Raw genomic sequence first — 17,051 nt, 5'->3', positions numbered from 1 at the left:
TCTTACCGCTGCGTGGTACCCGGCATGAGCCGACAAAAGCCATCGCACCGCATCATCGGCGATGCCATCTATGGGGCCATGGCTGCACTTCAAGATTTCGTCCGGCGGGCGTTCCTCCTCGCGTCGCTCGCCACCTTGGCGGTGGTCGGCTGTTCGCCGCTGACCGCCAATGGTCCCCTGGAAAACTCCTATGCCGTCCGGCTCGACGACAGCCAGCCCGAGCGGCGGGACGTCGGATCGCTGATCTACCGCGGCGGCGTGGCGCTCACCGATCCCGATCCGGATTTCGGCGGCCTGTCCGGCATCGTGGTCGACCCTGACGGGCGCCGGTTCGTCGCCGTCTCCGACCGCGGCAAGGTGATCACCGGGAACATCGATCACGACGACGCGGGCGACCTCGCGGGGGTGCGCGGCATCACCGTGGCGCCGCTGCTCGACATCGACGGAAAGCAGGTCGAGGGCAACCGGGCCGATTCCGAAGGGCTGGCCCGGCTGCCCGACGGGCGCTGGGCGGTCAGCTTCGAGCGCTGGCACCGGGTCGAGCTGTATCCCTCCAACCCGGACGGACCGGTGACCCGGCCGCTGCCCAAGCTGCCGCGCCCGCCGGGCATCCGCAGCGCCGAGGGCAACAGCGGGCCGGAGACGCTGGCGGTCCTTCCCGACGGACGGATGCTGGTGATCGAGGAAGGGCCCGACGACAGGGCCGGCTTCAGCCGGGCCTGGCTGGGCGGCGCCGATGGCTGGGAAAGCCTGAGCTATCGCGGCAAGGCGCCGTACAGGCCGACCGACGCCACCTTCCTGCCGGACGGCGACCTCGTGATCGTGGAGCGGCGGGCTTCGATCCTGGGCGGGTTCGGCGCCCGGATCGTCCGGGTGCCCGGCGCCTCGATCGAGGCGGGCGCCGAACTGTCCGGGACCGAGTTGGCGGTGCTGGAGCCACCGGTCACGACCGACAATTTCGAGGGCATCTCCGCTGTGTCGGCGCCCGACGGCAGGACGTTTGTCTACCTCGTCTCCGACGACAACCTCTGGGGTTTCCAGCGAACCCTGCTTCTGATGTTCGAGCTTGGCGCCTGACCGGAGATCCGCTCGGCCGCCCCTGCAATCTTCCCTGACCGGATGGAGTTCGCGTTACCCATGCCTTGCCTGTCCCTCCCTTCCCCTTCGATGAAGCACCCGATCCTCTTCGCCCTGCTGCTGTCGGGCGTCGTCTCCGCCTTTCCGGCCGCGTCCCGGTCCGCTCCGCCGTTCGACGGCAGCGGGGAGCAGAGATACCGGATCTGGGTTTCCCCCGACGGGCCGGTCAGCGACATCAACGTGGCGATCGAGCGCGCGGTGCCCGGCACCGACATCATGGTCAAGGCGGGAACCTATCGGGGGCCGGTCAAGTTCTCGAAGAACGGGACGGAGGACGCCCCGATCCGGCTGATCTCGGCCGACGGCCGCAGGGAGGCGCGCATCGTGTCGGACAGGACCGGGATCTACGGCTTCGGGACGCGGAATGTCGGGGTATTCGGCTTCCACGTGATCGCCGGGGCGGGGGGCAACGGCATCCAGTTCGGACTGTCCGGGCGCGACACCAGCGACATGTCCCGGTATGCCCGGAACATCGTGATCGCCGACAATCTGGTCGAGCGGGCAGGCGAGGATGGCATCAAGATCAGCCAGGCGGACAATGTCCATCTCTATCGCAACATCGTCCGCGACAGCGGCGCCGACCGGAACGACAACGGCGACGGCGGCATCGACCTCGTGGCGGTCAACGGCTCGCAGCTGATCGGCAATGTCGTCGACGGCACGTCCGGCCATACCTGCCTGATGATGAAGGGCGGCAGCGAAGGGAACTTCGTCGCCGGCAATGTCATGAAAGGGTGCGAACGCGACGGCATCTCCGTCGGCGGCCTGACCACGGGCCGCTGGATGCGTCCCGGAACGGATTCCGAGGCCAAGTACAACACGGTGGTCGGAAACGACGTCCAGGCGGGGCGGGTCGGGCTGCTGATCTACGGCGCCACCGGCAACAAGGTCACGCACAACCTCTGCGCGGGACAGCGGGCGTGCCTGAACGAGCGGGTCAGCAACCGGGGCCACGAGCCGATGCACAACCACGACAACCGGCTGGAGAACAACGAGCGCGAACCGGCGCCGGGCATCGGCACGGCGGCGGTCCAGGGCGGCGATCTCGCGCGGTGGGCCGACCTGCACAGGACGGATGTGCTTCCCGCCGGTTCGCGATAGACAGGCTCTGCCGCGGGATTCATATCCAGGGACTTCCCTAGGGACTTCGTTTCAACCGGACCTGTCGAGACAGAGATTGCCTGCATCACCCTTCCGCGATTTGACCAACCTGGGCAGCCGGGCCTTCGACCGCGTCGGCGAACTGACCGACAGGATGCTGGACGGAAACCTGCGCATCGGCGTGACTGGCCTGCGCCGGTCCGGCAAGACGGTCCTGACAACCGCCCTGATCGACAACCTGCTTCATGCCGACCGGCTGCCGTTCCTGGACGTGGTCGCGACCGGCCGCTTCATCGCCGCCCGCATGGAGCCGCAGCCCGACCAGGCGGTGCCGCGCTTCGACTACGAAAGCCAGATCGCCCGGCTGACCGCGCCCGACCCGCAATGGCCGAACAACACCAAGGTCACCAGCCAGGTGCGGGTGGCGCTCCGCTACATGCCGGGGACGATGCTGAAGCGCCGGCTGCTGGGGCCGACCCGGCTGAACCTGGACATCGTGGACTATCCAGGCGAGTGGCTGCTCGACCTGCCGTTGCTCGATCGCACCTATGCCGAGTGGTCGCGCGAGACGCTGGAGCTTGCCGGGCGTGCGCCGCGCGCCGCCCTGGCGGCGGAATGGCTGGCCTATCTGTCCAACCGCGACCCGGCCGGCCCCGCCGAGGAGGCGGTCGCCCGCCGGGCGGCCGAGCTTTACACCCAGTACCTGCTGGCCTGCCGCGCCTCGGACCAACTGCTCAGCCTGATCCAGCCCGGGCGCTTCGTGGAGCCGGGCGAGCTGGTCGGAGCGCCGGTGCTCGCCTTCTGCCCCCTGCCGGAGCCGCCGGCGCGGGCCGGGCGGCATACCCTCTGGGCGATGATGGAGGAGCGGTTCGAGGCCTACAAGACCAACGTCGTCCGGCGTTTCTTCACCGAGCATTTCGCCCGGCTGGACCGCCAGATCGTGTTGGTGGACGTGATCGGCGCGCTGAACGCCGGGCCGGCCGCCCTGGCGGACATGCAGACGTCCCTGTCGGCCACGCTGGAGTCCTTCCGCCACGGCAGGTCGAGCTGGCTCGGCCGACTGCTGGGCGGGCGGATCGACCGGGTTCTGTTCGCCGCCACCAAGGCCGACCACATCCCGTCCAACCAGCACGCCAACCTGCGCCGGCTGCTGGACGGTCTGGTCGAGGAGCGGCGGAACGCGATCCGCTTCGAGGGCGCGCGGGTCGAGACCATGGCGATCGCGGCGCTGAAATGCACCGAGACGGTGATGGCCGAGCACCAGGGCCGGCAACTCGCCTGCGTGCGCGGCATCCCCATCGGGCGGACCGAACCGACCGTCCTGTATCCCGGCGAGATCCCCGACGACCACCGGCTGCTGACCGACGACGGCGTGCGCCGGCTCAACTTCCTGGACTTCCGGCCGCCCCTGCTGTCGGCACGCCAGGGCCGGGGCCTGCCGAACATCCGGCTCGACCAGGCGCTGGACTTCCTGATCGGAGATTTCCTGTCATGACCGGGCGGACGCGGGACAAGGACTATATCGCGCCGATGGAGCTGGACCCCGGCGGGGCTGTCGTCGTCGTTCCGGACGACCGGCCCGGCTCCGCTGCGGCGGCGGGAGCCATGGTCGACTCCGTGCTGCCGGAGCCGGTCCCCGCGCCCCGGCGCTGGGCGGTCCGGCTGCTGGTCGGCTCGGCGGCGGCCCTGGTGGCATTGGCGGTCGGCTACGACACGGTCGACCTGGTCCGGCGCGCCTTCGAGACCAGCGTTCTGCTGGGCGGCGGCGCCGTGGCGCTGGCGGGCGGCGCCGTGCTGGGCGGCTTCGGCCTGGTCGCCGGGGAACTGCGCAGCCTGCGCCGGCTGCGCCGGATCGACGGGCTGCGGGAGGAGGCGGAGCACCTGCGGACTTCCGGCACCCATGGCGAGGCTGCGCGCTACGCCGGGGCGGTCGCCTCGCTCTACGGCGACCGGCGCGACCTGTCGGCCCAGGTCCAGGCTCTCCGGGACAATCTGAACGACGCGCACGACGACCGCGAGGTCGTCCGCATGGTCGATCTCCAGCTGCTCCAGGACATCGACCGCCGCTCTTACCAGCTGGTGCTGCGGGCCGCCCGCGACACCGCGGTCGCCACGGCGTTGAGCCCGGCGGCGCTGCTCGACGTGGTGATCGTGCTGTGGCGGAACCTGAAGCTGGTCCGCGAGGTCGCCACCCTCTACGGCGCCCGTCCCGGCTATGTCGGCAGCCTGAAGCTGCTGCGCCGGATGCTTGCCAACATCGCGATCGCCGGCGTCGCGGAGAGTGGCAACGACCTGATGGTGGAGGCGCTGGGAAGCACGCTCGCGGCGTCGCTCTCGACCCGCGTGGGGCAGGGGGTGATCAACGGCCTGCTGACCGCCCGGGTCGGGCTGACCGCCATGCATCTGTGCCGTCCGCTGGCCTATGACGAGACCAACCGCCCCAGCCTCAAGCGCATCCGGCGGGAGTTGCTGAACGTGCCGAAGCAGGTCCTGTAGCGTCCGGAATGCAAAACGCCTCCTCCCCGGGATCGGGAGGAGGCGTTCCGGAGAGCCGCTCGACCGGAGGCCTGGCCGTCAGGCGCTGGTGCCGGGATGCTGATAGACCAGGGGCGCGTCGCCGCCGCCGCGCTCGCCGTTCTTTTCCGGCAGCTTCGGCTGGGGCAGGGCGTAGAACATCGGCTTGTCCTTGTCCCAGGTGTTCTCGAACGGGAGTTCCATCTTCAGGCCGCCCTGGTTCTTCTCGGCCTCGCGCATCGCCTGCTGGAGTTGCTTGGCGACGTCCTCGCTCCAGCCGATCTTGTAGTAGCGCGGCTCGACGGTATCGGGCAGCTGGAGCCACAGGTAGATCGCTTCGCCCTCCTGCATCCGGGCGCTCAGCACGGTCGCCTCGCTCATGCTGCGGTGGAACCATTCCAGCGCCACCGGCTTCGGCTTGCTGAGCAGGTCCGCGAAGCTGGCATAGGACAGCGGCATGAAGGCGGCGGCAAGGGTCACGGCGCCGACCTTCACCCACAGCTTGCGGGGTGACCAGATGCTGATGGTGGCGAGGCCCGCGGCCAGGACGACGGCCACCACGAAGAGGTTCATCATGAGTTGCATCACTGCCTCCACTTCCGCAGGGCCTTCGGCAGGCTGTTGACGCTGCTGGGAACGAGATCCCCGGCCTCCGTCAGCTTGAACCGGTAGACCGTCAGTTCCTGGTTCTCGACCGTCAGGTCGACCGAGCTGGACAGCACCTGCTTCGCCGACTCGGCGTTGGGCTTCTTGACGCTGGTCACGACCGTGACCTTGACCGGCGAGACCCGCGCCTTGTTGCGGTACATGTGCAGGTTGATCGCGTATTCGCCCGGCGGTATGCCCCGGCTGTAGCTGACCTCGTAGTTCAGCTGGGTCGGATCGGCGTTGCGGCCGAGGTCGTCGCGCAGCAGGTTGAAGATGACGCCGGACTTGTTGGAATACCCGACCGGCACGTCGCCCGGCGCCTGGACCCAAAGGTCTATGTCGGTATCCAGCTCGTCGGCCCAGCGGGCCTCCACCATGACGTTGCCGGGGGTCGTGCTGACGGCGGCCTGGGCCTCCTGCTTGGGGTTGAGGTGCGGCAGCAGCAGGATCACGACCGCCACGAAGCCGCACAGGGCCAGCGTGATGACGTCGCGGAAGACGGTGCCGTTGACGTCCTCGTCGTCGAACTGGTCAAGACCCTGCATGGCGTTCACCCAGCGCCGTGATCTCGGTGATCAGGTTGACGGTGCCGGTGGCGAGCAAGTTGTAGTTGATGCTCAGCCAGATGTTCAGCACGCCGCCGACCAGGGTCGTGTAGAGCGCCACCGACATGCCCTCGATCAGCGTGGTGACCATGGGGGAGATCGACGCCACGTCGCCGGCCTTCGCCGGATCGACCCCGCTCAGCGAGATGATGAAGCCGACCACGGTCCCGATCAGCCCGAGCAGGACCAGGCTCGCCGCGAGATGCCGGACCATCGCGACCCGCGACGACAGCTTCAGGCGGAGGTTACCCGCGAGAATGCTCCTGCTGCCGCTGTCATGGCCCGTGACCTCGGCGACGTAGCGCGCGGCGCGCGAATTGACATGAAGCTGGAAGTCTTTGCACGCGTTGAGCTCGCAGCTGGTGCGCCAGACCTTGGCCGCCGAGACCGCCAGGCCCACCAGGAAAACGGCGAAGATGAGCTGGCACAACCCGGTATCATCGGTAGCGAGGATCGGATTGATCCATCCCTGAAGCCATGCCGCGGCCAGGAGAGCGGAAGCGACTGTATTGACTAAGGCGAAACGCAGAACTAGAAGGTATTTCTGAGGGTTGCGGGCGAAGTCGACAATGGTGTTGGAAGACCGTGTGTGTAGAACGGTCGGCACGGTACTCCGCGCCGTATGGACGGTCTCAGCAGTCGCGTCGGTCATCAAGGCTCTCCGTTGACAAGCGGCTGATCAGAACTTCATCTCTCCAACTCCCTATCGCAATCGTTATGCCAAGCATCTTTTTTAGCGCGACCTGCTGATTGTACACCGCAACACAACCGTCACAAGACGGAGGAGTCCAGCCGAGGGTGCCGAATCCTGCACATTATTGAAGCAGAGCCCGGAACAAGCATCTGCAGTGCATATTATTTGTGCAAATCAGCCGAAAATAAAGCACTTTTTAACGATTTGAGCGACACAATGTCACGGATATGGCCGACCATATCCAGGTATTGCCGAAGCCGGTCCGGCGCTGTCGCGCGGCAGCCATCGCTTTGTTTGCGAAAGGTTTATTGGAAAACCCGTCGGGCGCGCCGGTATTTTCCCGAAGGAAAGACACCGTCATGCTGCGCTGCACAATGGCTGTGCAGGACCCCGACTCCAGGCCGACTCAGGCCGCAGCCGAGGCCTTGTCCGGCGTCCGCTGCAGGATCACGTTCAGGCGCGTCGTGTGACTGATCCGGTACCCGTGGTCGATGCACAGCTTTACGCAGTCCGTCTTCCAGCGGTCGCTCGACGTTTCCAGCAGGATCAGCGCCGGCCAGCGCCGCTCCGGCGCCGAGGCGAAGAACGGCACCAGCACGGTATCCTCGGCTCCCTCGATGTCGATCTTCAGCGCATCGACCCGGTCGAAGCCGGCTTCGGCGAGAAGGCCGTCAAGGGTCCGGCATGGCACCGAGACCCGCTCGCCCGTCTTCATGGCGATGCTGCTCTGGCCCCGGTTGCCGCGATCGATGAACAGGTCCAGGTTTCCCGTACGGTCCGCCACCGCGCATTGCAGGGTCCGTATGGTCCCCAGGTCGTTGGCCGCCACGTTGAAGGCGAGCCGGCGGTAGATCTCAGGCTGGGGTTCGACGGCCAGCACGCGGGCGTTCTTCCCGGCCAGACCGGCGACGAAAAGCGAATAGACGCCGACATTCGCGCCGAGGTCGACGAAGGTGAAACCATCATGCAGCTTGGCGGCCAGCACTTGGCGTTCGACCGGATCGAAGAACTGCGGCGTGAAAAGCACCCGCTTCTCGCAGACATTGTCTTCCGGGTGGATCCGGAAATTCCGCCCGAAGACATCGACATCCAGCGGGGACTTCAAGCCCGCCAGGACCAGCCGCCGGGCCGCGAAGGCGATGCGCTTGCCGAGCCAGGTCTCGGGCTGGGTCCGGGTCAGCCCGATGACGGCCCGCTGGAGACGGGACGGCGCATAGGTGCCGAACGGAGGATCATGGCTGATCCCGGCCTGGTTGTTCCCGGAGTCGATCCCGGACGAGTGCGGCATTCCCTGTCCCCATGGACCACGCGCGAAGTGGTGGCGGGCCATGACTAGCATGGCTCGCCGATGGGGTCATTAATGAATTCCTAACCTTGATTGTCACCCGGCGGTGATGCCGTACGCCTTCGCCCATCCCAGGCCGGCCCGGGTTTCGGCGCGCGGCCGGTACTCGCAGCCGATCCAGCCGGTATAGCCGATCTCGTCGATCAGGTTGAACAGGAAGGGATAGTTGATCTCGCCGATGTCGGGTTCGTGCCGGCCCGGCGTCCCGGCGATCTGGATGTGGCCGATCGCTTCCAGGTTCTGGCGCAGGCGTTCCGCCAGATCGCCTTCCATGATCTGGGTATGGTAGATGTCGAACTGCAGCTTCAGGTTCGGACGGGAGACGGCGGCCATGATCCTGCGGCCGGCGGTCGAGGTATTCAGGAAATATCCCGGCATGTCCCGGCTGTTGATCGGTTCGGCCAGCAGGGTGATGCCGTGCCGGGCGGCCGCATCCGCGGCATGGCGCAGGTTGGAGACATAGACCGCCTCCGCCTCCTCCCGGTCGATCCCGGCGTGAACGATGCCGGCCATGGCATGAAGCCGCGGGCAGTCCAGCACGCGCGCGTACTCGATCGCCCGTTCGACCGTTTCCGCGAACTCCGCCTCCCGCCCCGGCAGGGCCGCCATGCCACGCTCGCCGCCGGCCCAGTCGCCGGGAGGAAGATTGAACAGCACCTGTTCGAGCCCCGCGTCGTCCAGCGCCCGCTTGATCTCGGCGGCAGGCCATTCATAAGGGAACAGGTATTCGACTCCCCGGAAGCCGCATTTGGCGGCGGCGCCGAAGCGGTCCAGGAAATCATGCTCCTGGAACATCATGGACAGATTGGCGGCGAATTTCGGCATGGTTCCCCCGTTTTCCCTTATCTGGTGGCAGGGCGAACAAAAGCCCGTAGCGGCCCCGGTTGCAAGGCCGTACGGGCTCTCAGAGGGGGTAGCCTTCGGCGCGGCGGGGCCGTCGCCTACTGCTCGTACTTTTCGAGTTGCCGTTGCAGGTCGGACGCTTCCTCCTGCAGGGCTTCGATCCTCATGTCATCCGGTACCCGCCGCTTCAATTCGTCGGCGATGCGGGCCTCAAGAGCGACGCGCTCCTCGCGGATGATGTTGATCAAGGCTTCCTTCATGACCGCCTCCACCATCTCCAAGGGAACAGTCTGACCCGAGTCGGGGTCGAGAACAAGATATCATAAGTCGAAAATGCCGTGTATGTTGCCGCCGCTTCGGGAATGCCCCGGGAGGAATGCTTACGGCATGGCCGGTGCCGGAAGGTCGGGCCAGATATTCCGGCGGATCACTCTCTCAGGACTCGACAAGCAGCGGCTGGGGTAATTAACAGTTAACCAACAACCCCCTACACTGGTCGCCAAGGTCCTTCCCGCCGGCCCCGGGGGCCGGCCAATGGGCCCATGACCACAGGATCGATGACCACAGGATCGATGGGCAGTCTTATCGGATGAAGCGCAGGGTTCTGCTTCGATTGGCGTTGAGCGCGCCCTTGCTCGGCATCGGGGCCTCGGGGCTGGGGGACCTTCTGGCATCCCCTGCCGCCGCCGCTCCCACCAACGGACCGCAGCGCAAGCCGGAGCCTCCCGTGGCGGTGCCGAACCGGCGGCTCGTGGTGATCGACCCCGGGCATGGCGGCCACGATCCCGGCGCTATCGGTGTCCGGGGGACGCTGGAGAAGGAAATCACGCTGGACATCTCGCGGGAGATCGCGCGCCGGCTCCGGGGCGTATCCGGCGTCGCGGTGAAGCTGACGCGGGACACCGATCTATTCCTTCCGCTGGCCGAGCGGGTCGCCATAGCGCGCGACGCCGGGGCCGACCTTTTCATCTCGATCCATGCCGACAGCGCTCCCAACCGCGATGCGCGCGGACTTTCCGCCTATACACTGTCCGACAAGGCGTCGGACGATTTCGCCTTCGCGCTGGCCAAGCAGGAGAACCTGGCGGACGGCGCGGGGGGCATCGACCTGCGCCACACCCGGCCGCAGGTCGCGGCGATCCTGTCCGACCTGGTCGCGCGCCATACCGTCACCGCGTCGCTGATGGCGAAGAGCAGTCTCGTTGAAGGGGCCGGGCGCTCGCTTCGGTTGCTCGACAATCCCAAGAGGTCGGCGAACTTCGCGGTGCTCAAGGCGCCCGACGTTCCGTCGGTCCTGATCGAGACCGGCTTCCTGTCCAATCCGCGTGACGAGGACCTGCTGCGCGACGGTGCCCAGCGCCGCCGCATCGCCGACGTGCTGTCGCGCGAGTTGGCTGACGTCATGACCAGCGCTCCCTTCGCGTGAGCGCGTGGACCGGTAAGATACCGGGTGCTGCAATCGGGCCACGATAGGCGGAAAAGGCGTGGCTCCAGTTTCGAGTGATTCAAATATGTGTTGCAATCACGTGGTGGGCGTGACTTGTTCGCGCCGCCCGGACGTGGATGGCGACCGGTGTACGGAGGAAGCTTTGAGGTCTCGCGCGCGTTTTCCGCAGTTCGTCCTGGGGATCCTGGCCATAGCCGCCCTGGCGGGGTGCGCACCGCTTGTCGTCGGCGGCGCCGCCACCACCGCGGTCGTCGCGGCCTCGCAGGAGCGGGGATTGGGCGGCGCCATCAGCGATACCGAGATCCAGGCGCAGATCAATCATTTCTGGTTCCAGCACAGCGTCGAGATGCATTCCCGCCTCGGCATGACGGTCAACCAGGGCGTCGTCCTCCTGACCGGCCGCGCCAGGACGCCGGAGGAACGACTCGACGCGGTGCGTCTGGCGTGGCAGGCGAACGGTGTTCGCGAAGTGATCAACGAGATCGTCGTGGACGACACCTCGACGCTGGGGGACTCGACCCGCGACACCTGGATCAGCACCCAATTGCGCGGCAAGCTCCTGTTCGACCGGGAGGTCTCGTCGATCAACTACTCGATCGAGACGGTCAACGGCGTCGTTTACCTGATGGGCAACGCGCGCGACCCGGCCGAATTGGAGCGGGTGACCGGCCATGCCAGGTCGTTGCCCTATGTGAAGCGCGTCGTGAGCTATGTCCGCTGACGCAGCTGCCCATGGTCGGCGCAGGCCCGGCGCGTTCCTGCTGGTCGTGGCGGCGGTGCTGGCCCTGCTGGCCGCCGGGGTGGCGGCGGGATTCCCGTCCGCCGCCCGGGCGCAGGAAAGCACCGGCAGCGCGAACCGGCAGTTCGTCCAGGCCATGCAGCTCATCCAGCAGGCCAATTCCACGTTCGATCCGGCCGAAGAGGCGCGCCTGCTGCGCGATGCCGACCGGCTGCTGAGCGATATCGTACAGCGCTATCCCGAAAGCCCGGTCGCCGTCCAGCTCATCACCAACCAGTTCATCGGCGATTTCGACGTCTTCGAGTTCCGGAACCGCGTTCGGGCCCTGATCTGCAACGAAGCCCTGTCCACGGCCTGCTTCCTCTACAAGATCGAGAACCTGCTGCCGCCGGTCGAGCATCCGATCTCCACGCCACGCTGGGATTGGCTCTCGCTCGCCGTAGCCTACCACCTGAACGGCGGTATCGAGCGTGCGCGGGAGATCATCGCTCCCTTCGTCGGCGCGCTGCGGCGCGGGGCGGCCACCAGCGCCGATTCCCAGGAAGAGGACCTGTTCGTCGCCCGTGCCCTGGCGCTGACCGGCCAGACCGACATCGCCCTCCAGATCACGAGGGGCATCGCCGACTGCTCGACGCGTCTCTACAACCTGACCGACATAGCCGAGATCGCCGGCTGGCGCGGGGAGAAGGAGTTGGCGTCGGCGCTGACCACAGAAGCCCAGAATTACGCCCAGGCGAATGCCTGCGCCTGGGAACTGGGGCTGGTCGTGCAGGCGCTGATGCGGGTCGGACGCGAGGCGGAGGCTCGGACCCTCTTCCTGAACACGGTGGAACAGCAGTTCTCCCGCTTCCGCGAGACGAAGCAGGAATGCTGCCCGGCCGAACTGGCGGTAGCCGCCGCCGACCTGGGCGAGGTCAACCTGGCGCTTGGACTGCTGCGCACCGTCCAGGAGGACAGCCCCTGGACGGTCCCCGCCGTGCTCGGCCGCCTTGCGGCGCGGGGAGAGGTATCGCTGACGTCGGCATACCTGGAGCAGGTCCAGGATCCCGATCCGCAGTCGGAAATCCTGTCGGAGTTCGTCGCGGCGTCGCTCCGCCGGGGCGAGTTGGCGATCGCCCAGCAGTGGATGGGGCGGCTTGTGAAGCTTGCCGAGGTGCCGGCCAACCGGCGGCCGACCGTGCTGGCCCAGCGTGCCAAGGCGGAGAAACTGATGTATGGCGACGACCGGTGGCGGAGCACCATGTCGCAGGCGATCGCCGCCGCAGACCGGAGCAGCGCCTTCGTCCGGCGCGACATCGGGGTGCCGCTGCTGGCGGCGCTGGTCAGGATCGAGAGCGGGCTGCCGATGCTCGATTGAGCACGGCGGCTGATTGCCACTTGCACAGGGTGGTCGATTGCGCTTCTTTCCAGGGATCGTGCCACAAGCCGTCCTGGAAAGAGCCGAGATGACCGCCCGCTACATCCTGACCATTTCGTGCCCGGACACAGTCGGCATCGTCGCGGCCGTATCCGGCTTCCTGGCGGAGCGGGGCTGCAACATCATCGACAGCGCCCAGTTCGGCGACCGCACCAGCGACCTGTTCTTCCTGCGCATCTTCCTGGCCGCCCCGGCCGAGGGCCCCGACCGCGAGGCCCTGGCGGCGCAGTTCGTCGAGGTTGCCCGCCGGTTCGGCATGACCTGGCACCTGCACGACGCGGAGCGCCCGCAGCGCCTGCTGATCCTGGTCTCGAAGTTCGGCCACTGCCTGAACGATCTGCTCTACCGGTACCGGGTCGGCGGATTGAACGTCGAGATCCCGGCGATCGTGTCGAACCACCGCGACTTCTATCAGCTCGCGGCCTGGCATAACGTCCCGTTCCATTACCTGCCGGTCAAGTCCGACAACAAGGCGGAGCAGGAAGCTCGGCTGTGGGAGATCATCGAGCAGGAGCGCATCGACCTGGTCGTGCTGGCGCGCTACATGCAGGTGCTTTCGCCCGAGCTGTGCGAGCGGCTGGCCGGGCGCGCGATCAACATCCATCACTCGTTCCTGCCCAGCTTCAAGGGTGCCAAGCCCTATCACCAGGCCTTCGCCCGCGGCGTCAAGCTGATCGGGGCGACCGCCCATTACGTGACGTCCAACCTGGACGAAGGCCCAATCATCGAGCAGGAGGTCGAGCGCGTCGACCACACCCGCACTCCGGACGACCTGGTCGAGGTCGGCCGCGACGTGGAGAGCGTGGTGCTGGCCCGTGCCGTCAAGTACCACATCGAGCACAGGGTCCTGCTGAACGGCAGCAAGACGGTGGTGTTCCGGTAGCCGCCTTCCTGGGACAGCTGCCACCGACCCCCTCACCCCAACCCTCTCCCCCAATTGGGGGAGAGGGGGTTCATGTTGAAAAAATGCTCGAGACAAGTTCCCTCGCCCCCTTGGGGGAGAGGGGTAGGGTGAGGGGGTTGGGAATGCTCGACCTTATTGGCTTGCCTCACCTTCGAGAGCCTCCCGGATCGCGGTGACGACACCCTCGGTGTTGCGCAGGATATCGGTGTTCCAGAACCGTATCACTCGCCATCCCTGGCTGTTCAGCCAATCGGTGCGTCGCTGGTCGGCCGGCTCATCGGCATGCTGTCCGCCGTCAGCTTCTACGATCAACATCCGCTCTACGCAGGCGAAATCGGCAACGTATCGGCCGATCGGGTGCTGTCTGCGGAACTTGCAACCGTCAAGGCGGCGATCCCGCAACAGGGACCAGAGCCGTCTTTCCGCGTCGGTCATACGGGATCGGAGTTCGCGGGCTTGCGTCGTCGTCATTACCCCTCCGCGACCACGTCCTCCAGAGCCTCGCGATTGCAGCGGACCAGATGGTCGCCGACGTCTGCGATCAGGCCGGCGCGCCGGAATTCGGCAACGGTGCGGCTGGCCGTTTCCATGGTGATCGCCAGCATGGCGCCGACATCCTCGCGGATCGGCAGGTGGCAGATATCGCCGTCCGTCGCATCCAGCATCTGGAGCAGCAGGCGCGCCAGCCGGAGCCGCGCGCTGCCGGTCGACAGCTCGGTCAGCCAGTCGTCGGCCTGCTGGAGCGACTGGTGCCAGCGTTTCATCAGCTGCGTGTGCAGGCGCGGCGTCTCGGCGCTGAGGCGATCGATCACCGCCCGCGGGATGCGGCAGGTCAGGACTGGCTGCAGGGCCGTCGCCGTGTGGGCGTAGGGTTCTCCCAACAGTGCCTCGAGCCCGGCGACGGCACCCCGGCGGAGCAGGCGGACGATCCGGTGCGATCCGTCCGGGAGGTACTGCACCAGCTTGACCGTGCCCTCGCGTACGGTGAAAAGGTAGGGCTTCCCCTCGCCGGCATGGTAGAGCGACTCGCCAGGCTTGAAACGGACTTCGTCGATCGGCAGGTGGATCAGGCTGAAGTCGGCCTGCCGAAGGTCGGCGAACAGCACGAGATCCCGGATGCCGCAGTTCCGGCATTGCGGAGGTCCCTTCCAGGCGTCGCCGATCTCCCGCTCCTTCACGCCGTCCTCCCGCTTCAACAGATCCGGGGCAGTTGCTCGCCGGCCAGCCAGTCCACGATGCGCTTTCCGCCGAATGTCGTCTGCAGTTGCACGAAGCGATGGTCGTCGTCAATGACCGTACCGATGACTGCGGCGTCGATCCCCAGCGGGTGGCCGCGCATGGTGTCGAGCAGCCGGGCGGCATCCCCGGGGGCGCAGATCGCGACCAGCTTGCCCTCGTTCGCCACATAGAAGGGGTCGAGGCCCAGCAGTTCGCAGGCGGCGGCGACTTCCCCGCGGACCGGGATCGCCCGTTCGTCGAGCAGCATGCCGACCCCGGATTGCCGCGCGATCTCGTTGAGCGTGGTCGCCAGGCCGCCGCGCGTCGGGTCGCGCAGCACGTGGACGTCGGGAACGGCGTCGACCATGGCCGCCACCAGACCATGGAGCGCCGCGCTGTCGGAGGCGATGGTCGTCTCGAAGCTGAGATTCTCGCGCGTGGACATGATCGCGACGCCGTGGTCGCCGACGAAGCCGCTGACCAGCACGGCGTCGCCCGGCCGCGCCCTGTCGCCGGATGGAGCCACGCCCGGCGGCACCGCGCCGATGCCCGTCGTGTTGATGAAGACGCCGTCGCCCTTGCCGCGCTCGACCACCTTGGTGTCGCCGGTCACGATCGCGACGCCGGCCTCGGCCGCCGCGGCAGCCATCGAGGCGACGATCCGGGCGAGATCGCGGAGTGCGAAGCCCTCCTCGATGATGAATCCCGCCGTCAGGTAGAGCGGCCGGGCGCCCGCCATCGCAAGGTCATTGACCGTGCCGTGGACCGCCAGCGAGCCGATGTCGCCGCCCGGGAAGAACAGGGGAGAGACCACATAACTGTCGGTGGTGACCGCCAGCCGGCCGGGCGGCGGGTCGAAGACCGCCTGGTCATTGCGGCGGGCCAGCAGCGGATTATCGAAGGCCGCGCCGAACAGCTCCTCGACAAGCTGGGCCATGGCCTTGCCGCCGCTGCCGTGGCTCATGTCGACCTGCCCGTTCTTCAGGTCGAGCTTGCGTGCGAAAGGTCGGCGGTCGTCCTGCATCATGGATTTCAACCCGCTTTGGCCTGTTGGGGGATGTCGCGCCAGCGGCCGTACAGATAATATGCCGCGCAGGAGCCTTCCGGCGAGACCATGCAGGACCCCATGGGATTCTCCGGGGTGCAGGCCGTGCCGAAGATCGCGCAGTCCAGCGGCTTCTTCGCGCCGCGCAGGATCTGGGCGCAGGAGCATGCCCTGTTGTCGGCGACGGGGACGTAGCGGAGTTGCCAGCGCCGTTCCGCATCCCAGTCAGCGAACTCCTCGCGGATCTGCAGCGCGCTGTCCGGGATCGTCCCGAGGCCGCGCCATTCGAAGCTGTCGCGCAGTTCGAACACCCGTTCCACCAGGGCCTGGGCCTTGCCGTTGCCGTCCCGCGAGACCGCGCGGCTGAACTGGTTCTCGACCTCGCACCGTCCCTCGTTGAGCTGGCGCACCAGCATCAGGACCGACTGCATGATGTCGAGCGGCTCGAATCCGGAGACCACGATGGGACGGCGATAATCACGGGCGAACCGCTCGTAGGGCGCCGAGCCAATGATGGTGCTGACATGCCCCGGCCCGATGAAGCCGTCGACCCGCACGGTGCCGGTCGCGGTCACCTCCGGACTGTCCAGGATCGCCTGGATCGCTGACGGCGTCAGCACATGGTTGGCGAAGACGCTGAAATTGCGGAGGTTCAGCGCCGCCGCCTGGACCAGCGCCACGGCGGTGGTCGGGGCCGTGGTCTCGAACCCGATCGCGAAGAAGACGACCTCGCGGCCGGGATTGTCCCGGGCGACCCGCAGCGCGTCGCCGCTGCCATAGACCATGCGGATATCCGCACCCCCGGCCTTGGCCTTCATCAGGCTGGTCCGGTCGCGGCCGGGCACCCGCATCATGTCGCCGTAGGTGCACAGGATTACCTCCGGCCGCATCGCCAGCTCGATCGCCATGTCGAGACGGCCGATCGGCAGCACGCAGACCGGGCAGCCGGGGCCATGGATCATCGAGACGTTGGGCGGCAGCAGATCCTCGATGCCGTAACGGCAGATCGCGTGGGTGTGGCCGCCGCAGAACTCCATCAGGGCATAGTGCCGGCCGGGATCGGCCTCCGCGGCGATGGCGGCGGCGGCCCGGGACGCCAGGGCGCCGTCGCGGTATTCGTCCACGTATCTCATGCGGCGGCATCCTCCTGTTCGGGTTCCTGCTCGCGTGCGGGCCGGTCCAGGGCGGCGAGAAGCGCCAGGGTCCGTTCGGCTTCCGCCGGATCGAGCCTGGAGAGCGCGTAGCCGACATGGACGATCACATAGTCGCCCACGGCCGGCTCCTCGATCAGCGCGGTGGAGACCTGCTTGCGCACGCCTCCGAGCGACACCGTGGCGCTGTCGTCACTATGGATCTCGACGATCCGGGCGGGCAAGGCGAGGCACATGGCGGTT

At 67.2% G+C, this 17,051-nt stretch carries 19 protein-coding genes; 8 read left to right on the top strand and 11 right to left on the bottom strand.

Annotation, left to right across the window (positions count from 1 at the left end):
• Positions 1-78: 78 nt before the first annotated feature.
• The 4 genes from JL100_RS20215 to JL100_RS20200 all read left to right on the top strand — a co-directional run bounded on the left by JL100_RS20215 (position 79) and on the right by JL100_RS20200 (position 4,734).
• Positions 79-1,077 (top strand): esterase-like activity of phytase family protein, encoded by a 999-nt coding sequence (locus tag JL100_RS20215; RefSeq protein WP_202684275.1) that lies wholly within the window; start codon positions 79-81, stop codon positions 1,075-1,077.
• A 60-nt stretch (positions 1,078-1,137) separates the two neighbouring features.
• Positions 1,138-2,238, top strand: a complete 1,101-nt coding sequence (locus JL100_RS20210) for a right-handed parallel beta-helix repeat-containing protein (protein WP_202684274.1) — start codon at positions 1,138-1,140, stop codon at positions 2,236-2,238.
• A gap of 76 nt (positions 2,239-2,314) precedes the next feature.
• Positions 2,315-3,733, top strand: coding sequence for a YcjX family GTP-binding protein (locus JL100_RS20205; protein WP_228420808.1), 1,419 nt, complete (start codon positions 2,315-2,317; stop codon positions 3,731-3,733).
• A complete protein-coding gene (locus tag JL100_RS20200) occupies positions 3,730-4,734 on the top strand; it encodes a TIGR01620 family protein (RefSeq protein WP_202684273.1) in 1,005 nt (334 codons plus the stop codon). Before JL100_RS20205 ends, JL100_RS20200 begins: the two co-directional genes overlap by 4 nt.
• Before the next feature lie 78 nt (positions 4,735-4,812).
• On the opposite strand, the gene JL100_RS20195 is transcribed toward JL100_RS20200, so the two are convergent.
• The 6 genes from JL100_RS20195 to JL100_RS20170 all read right to left on the bottom strand — a co-directional run bounded on the left by JL100_RS20195 (position 4,813) and on the right by JL100_RS20170 (position 9,147).
• Positions 4,813-5,337 carry a hypothetical protein gene (locus tag JL100_RS20195; protein WP_202684272.1) on the bottom strand — a complete coding sequence of 175 codons (525 nt, stop codon included), beginning with the start codon at positions 5,335-5,337 and terminating at the stop codon, positions 4,813-4,815.
• On the bottom strand, positions 5,337-5,945 hold the full coding sequence (locus JL100_RS20190) for a hypothetical protein (RefSeq protein WP_202684271.1): 609 nt from the start codon (positions 5,943-5,945) through the stop codon (positions 5,337-5,339). The genes JL100_RS20195 and JL100_RS20190 overlap by 1 nt, the downstream gene beginning before the upstream one ends.
• Positions 5,932-6,435 carry a MotA/TolQ/ExbB proton channel family protein gene (locus JL100_RS20185; RefSeq protein ID WP_228420807.1) on the bottom strand — a complete coding sequence of 168 codons (504 nt, stop codon included), beginning with the start codon at positions 6,433-6,435 and terminating at the stop codon, positions 5,932-5,934. The genes JL100_RS20190 and JL100_RS20185 overlap by 14 nt, the downstream gene beginning before the upstream one ends.
• 670 nt (positions 6,436-7,105) lie before the next feature.
• Complete coding sequence (locus JL100_RS20180) at positions 7,106-7,987, bottom strand: FkbM family methyltransferase (protein WP_202684269.1); 882 nt, start codon at positions 7,985-7,987, stop codon at positions 7,106-7,108.
• A 93-nt stretch (positions 7,988-8,080) separates the two neighbouring features.
• The gene (gene otnI, locus JL100_RS20175) at positions 8,081-8,869 is read right to left on the bottom strand and encodes a 2-oxo-tetronate isomerase (protein ID WP_202684268.1); all 789 of its coding nucleotides are present in this window, start codon (positions 8,867-8,869) and stop codon (positions 8,081-8,083) included.
• Positions 8,870-8,985: 116 nt separating this feature from the next.
• Positions 8,986-9,147: a hypothetical protein gene (locus JL100_RS20170; RefSeq protein WP_202684267.1), complete on the bottom strand. Its 162-nt coding sequence runs from the start codon at positions 9,145-9,147 to the stop codon at positions 8,986-8,988.
• A gap of 329 nt (positions 9,148-9,476) precedes the next feature.
• On the opposite strand from JL100_RS20170, the gene JL100_RS20165 reads away from it, so the two are divergent.
• The 4 genes from JL100_RS20165 (at position 9,477) to purU (ending at position 13,373) form a co-directional block, all read left to right on the top strand.
• Positions 9,477-10,313 carry an N-acetylmuramoyl-L-alanine amidase family protein gene (locus JL100_RS20165; RefSeq protein ID WP_202684266.1) on the top strand — a complete coding sequence of 279 codons (837 nt, stop codon included), beginning with the start codon at positions 9,477-9,479 and terminating at the stop codon, positions 10,311-10,313.
• 163 nt (positions 10,314-10,476) lie between these two features.
• A complete protein-coding gene (locus tag JL100_RS20160; protein WP_228420806.1) occupies positions 10,477-11,055 on the top strand; it encodes a BON domain-containing protein in 579 nt (192 codons plus the stop codon).
• On the top strand, positions 11,045-12,430 hold the full coding sequence (locus JL100_RS20155; protein ID WP_202684264.1) for a hypothetical protein: 1,386 nt from the start codon (positions 11,045-11,047) through the stop codon (positions 12,428-12,430). The genes JL100_RS20160 and JL100_RS20155 overlap by 11 nt, the downstream gene beginning before the upstream one ends.
• 88 nt (positions 12,431-12,518) lie before the next feature.
• The gene (gene purU / locus JL100_RS20150) at positions 12,519-13,373 is read left to right on the top strand and encodes a formyltetrahydrofolate deformylase (protein ID WP_202684263.1); all 855 of its coding nucleotides are present in this window, start codon (positions 12,519-12,521) and stop codon (positions 13,371-13,373) included.
• A gap of 153 nt (positions 13,374-13,526) precedes the next feature.
• On the opposite strand, the gene JL100_RS20145 is transcribed toward purU, so the two are convergent.
• The 5 genes from JL100_RS20145 to JL100_RS20125 are packed head-to-tail and all read right to left on the bottom strand — an operon-like array spanning position 13,527 to position 17,044.
• Complete coding sequence (locus JL100_RS20145; protein ID WP_202684262.1) at positions 13,527-13,865, bottom strand: endonuclease domain-containing protein; 339 nt, start codon at positions 13,863-13,865, stop codon at positions 13,527-13,529.
• Positions 13,865-14,590 carry a Crp/Fnr family transcriptional regulator gene (locus JL100_RS20140; RefSeq protein WP_211113181.1) on the bottom strand — a complete coding sequence of 242 codons (726 nt, stop codon included), beginning with the start codon at positions 14,588-14,590 and terminating at the stop codon, positions 13,865-13,867. Before JL100_RS20140 ends, JL100_RS20145 begins: the two co-directional genes overlap by 1 nt.
• A complete protein-coding gene (hypE, locus tag JL100_RS20135; protein WP_407696876.1) occupies positions 14,587-15,639 on the bottom strand; it encodes a hydrogenase expression/formation protein HypE in 1,053 nt (350 codons plus the stop codon). The genes JL100_RS20140 and hypE overlap by 4 nt, the downstream gene beginning before the upstream one ends.
• 5 nt (positions 15,640-15,644) lie before the next feature.
• On the bottom strand, positions 15,645-16,790 hold the full coding sequence (hypD, locus tag JL100_RS20130) for a hydrogenase formation protein HypD (RefSeq protein WP_202684261.1): 1,146 nt from the start codon (positions 16,788-16,790) through the stop codon (positions 15,645-15,647).
• The gene (locus JL100_RS20125) at positions 16,787-17,044 is read right to left on the bottom strand and encodes a HypC/HybG/HupF family hydrogenase formation chaperone (RefSeq protein WP_202684260.1); all 258 of its coding nucleotides are present in this window, start codon (positions 17,042-17,044) and stop codon (positions 16,787-16,789) included. Before JL100_RS20125 ends, hypD begins: the two co-directional genes overlap by 4 nt.
• Positions 17,045-17,051: the final 7 nt, after the last annotated feature.

The sequence above is a fragment of the Skermanella mucosa genome (assembly GCF_016765655.2).
Taxonomy (GTDB): domain Bacteria; phylum Pseudomonadota; class Alphaproteobacteria; order Azospirillales; family Azospirillaceae; genus Skermanella; species Skermanella mucosa.
This window is presented reverse-complemented; position numbering and strand designations above follow the sequence as displayed.

What these genes read in the sequence shown, in the direction of transcription:
- JL100_RS20215 (WP_202684275.1), top strand. Translation starts at nt 79, where the DNA reads ATGGCTGCACTTCAAGATTTCGTCCGGCGGGCGTTCCTCCTCGCGTCG.
- JL100_RS20210 (WP_202684274.1), top strand. Translation starts at nt 1,138, where the DNA reads ATGCCTTGCCTGTCCCTCCCTTCCCCTTCGATGAAGCACCCGATCCTC.
- JL100_RS20200 (WP_202684273.1), top strand. Translation starts at nt 3,730, where the DNA reads ATGACCGGGCGGACGCGGGACAAGGACTATATCGCGCCGATGGAGCTG.
- JL100_RS20195 (WP_202684272.1), bottom strand. Translation starts at nt 5,337, where the DNA reads ATGCAACTCATGATGAACCTCTTCGTGGTGGCCGTCGTCCTGGCCGCG.
- JL100_RS20190 (WP_202684271.1), bottom strand. Translation starts at nt 5,945, where the DNA reads ATGCAGGGTCTTGACCAGTTCGACGACGAGGACGTCAACGGCACCGTC.
- JL100_RS20180 (WP_202684269.1), bottom strand. Translation starts at nt 7,987, where the DNA reads ATGCCGCACTCGTCCGGGATCGACTCCGGGAACAACCAGGCCGGGATC.
- otnI (WP_202684268.1), bottom strand. Translation starts at nt 8,869, where the DNA reads ATGCCGAAATTCGCCGCCAATCTGTCCATGATGTTCCAGGAGCATGAT.
- JL100_RS20170 (WP_202684267.1), bottom strand. Translation starts at nt 9,147, where the DNA reads ATGAAGGAAGCCTTGATCAACATCATCCGCGAGGAGCGCGTCGCTCTT.
- JL100_RS20165 (WP_202684266.1), top strand. Translation starts at nt 9,477, where the DNA reads ATGAAGCGCAGGGTTCTGCTTCGATTGGCGTTGAGCGCGCCCTTGCTC.
- JL100_RS20155 (WP_202684264.1), top strand. Translation starts at nt 11,045, where the DNA reads ATGTCCGCTGACGCAGCTGCCCATGGTCGGCGCAGGCCCGGCGCGTTC.
- purU (WP_202684263.1), top strand. Translation starts at nt 12,519, where the DNA reads ATGACCGCCCGCTACATCCTGACCATTTCGTGCCCGGACACAGTCGGC.
- JL100_RS20145 (WP_202684262.1), bottom strand. Translation starts at nt 13,865, where the DNA reads ATGACGACGACGCAAGCCCGCGAACTCCGATCCCGTATGACCGACGCG.
- hypE (WP_407696876.1), bottom strand. Translation starts at nt 15,639, where the DNA reads ATGATGCAGGACGACCGCCGACCTTTCGCACGCAAGCTCGACCTGAAG.
- hypD (WP_202684261.1), bottom strand. Translation starts at nt 16,790, where the DNA reads ATGAGATACGTGGACGAATACCGCGACGGCGCCCTGGCGTCCCGGGCC.
- JL100_RS20125 (WP_202684260.1), bottom strand. Translation starts at nt 17,044, where the DNA reads ATGTGCCTCGCCTTGCCCGCCCGGATCGTCGAGATCCATAGTGACGAC.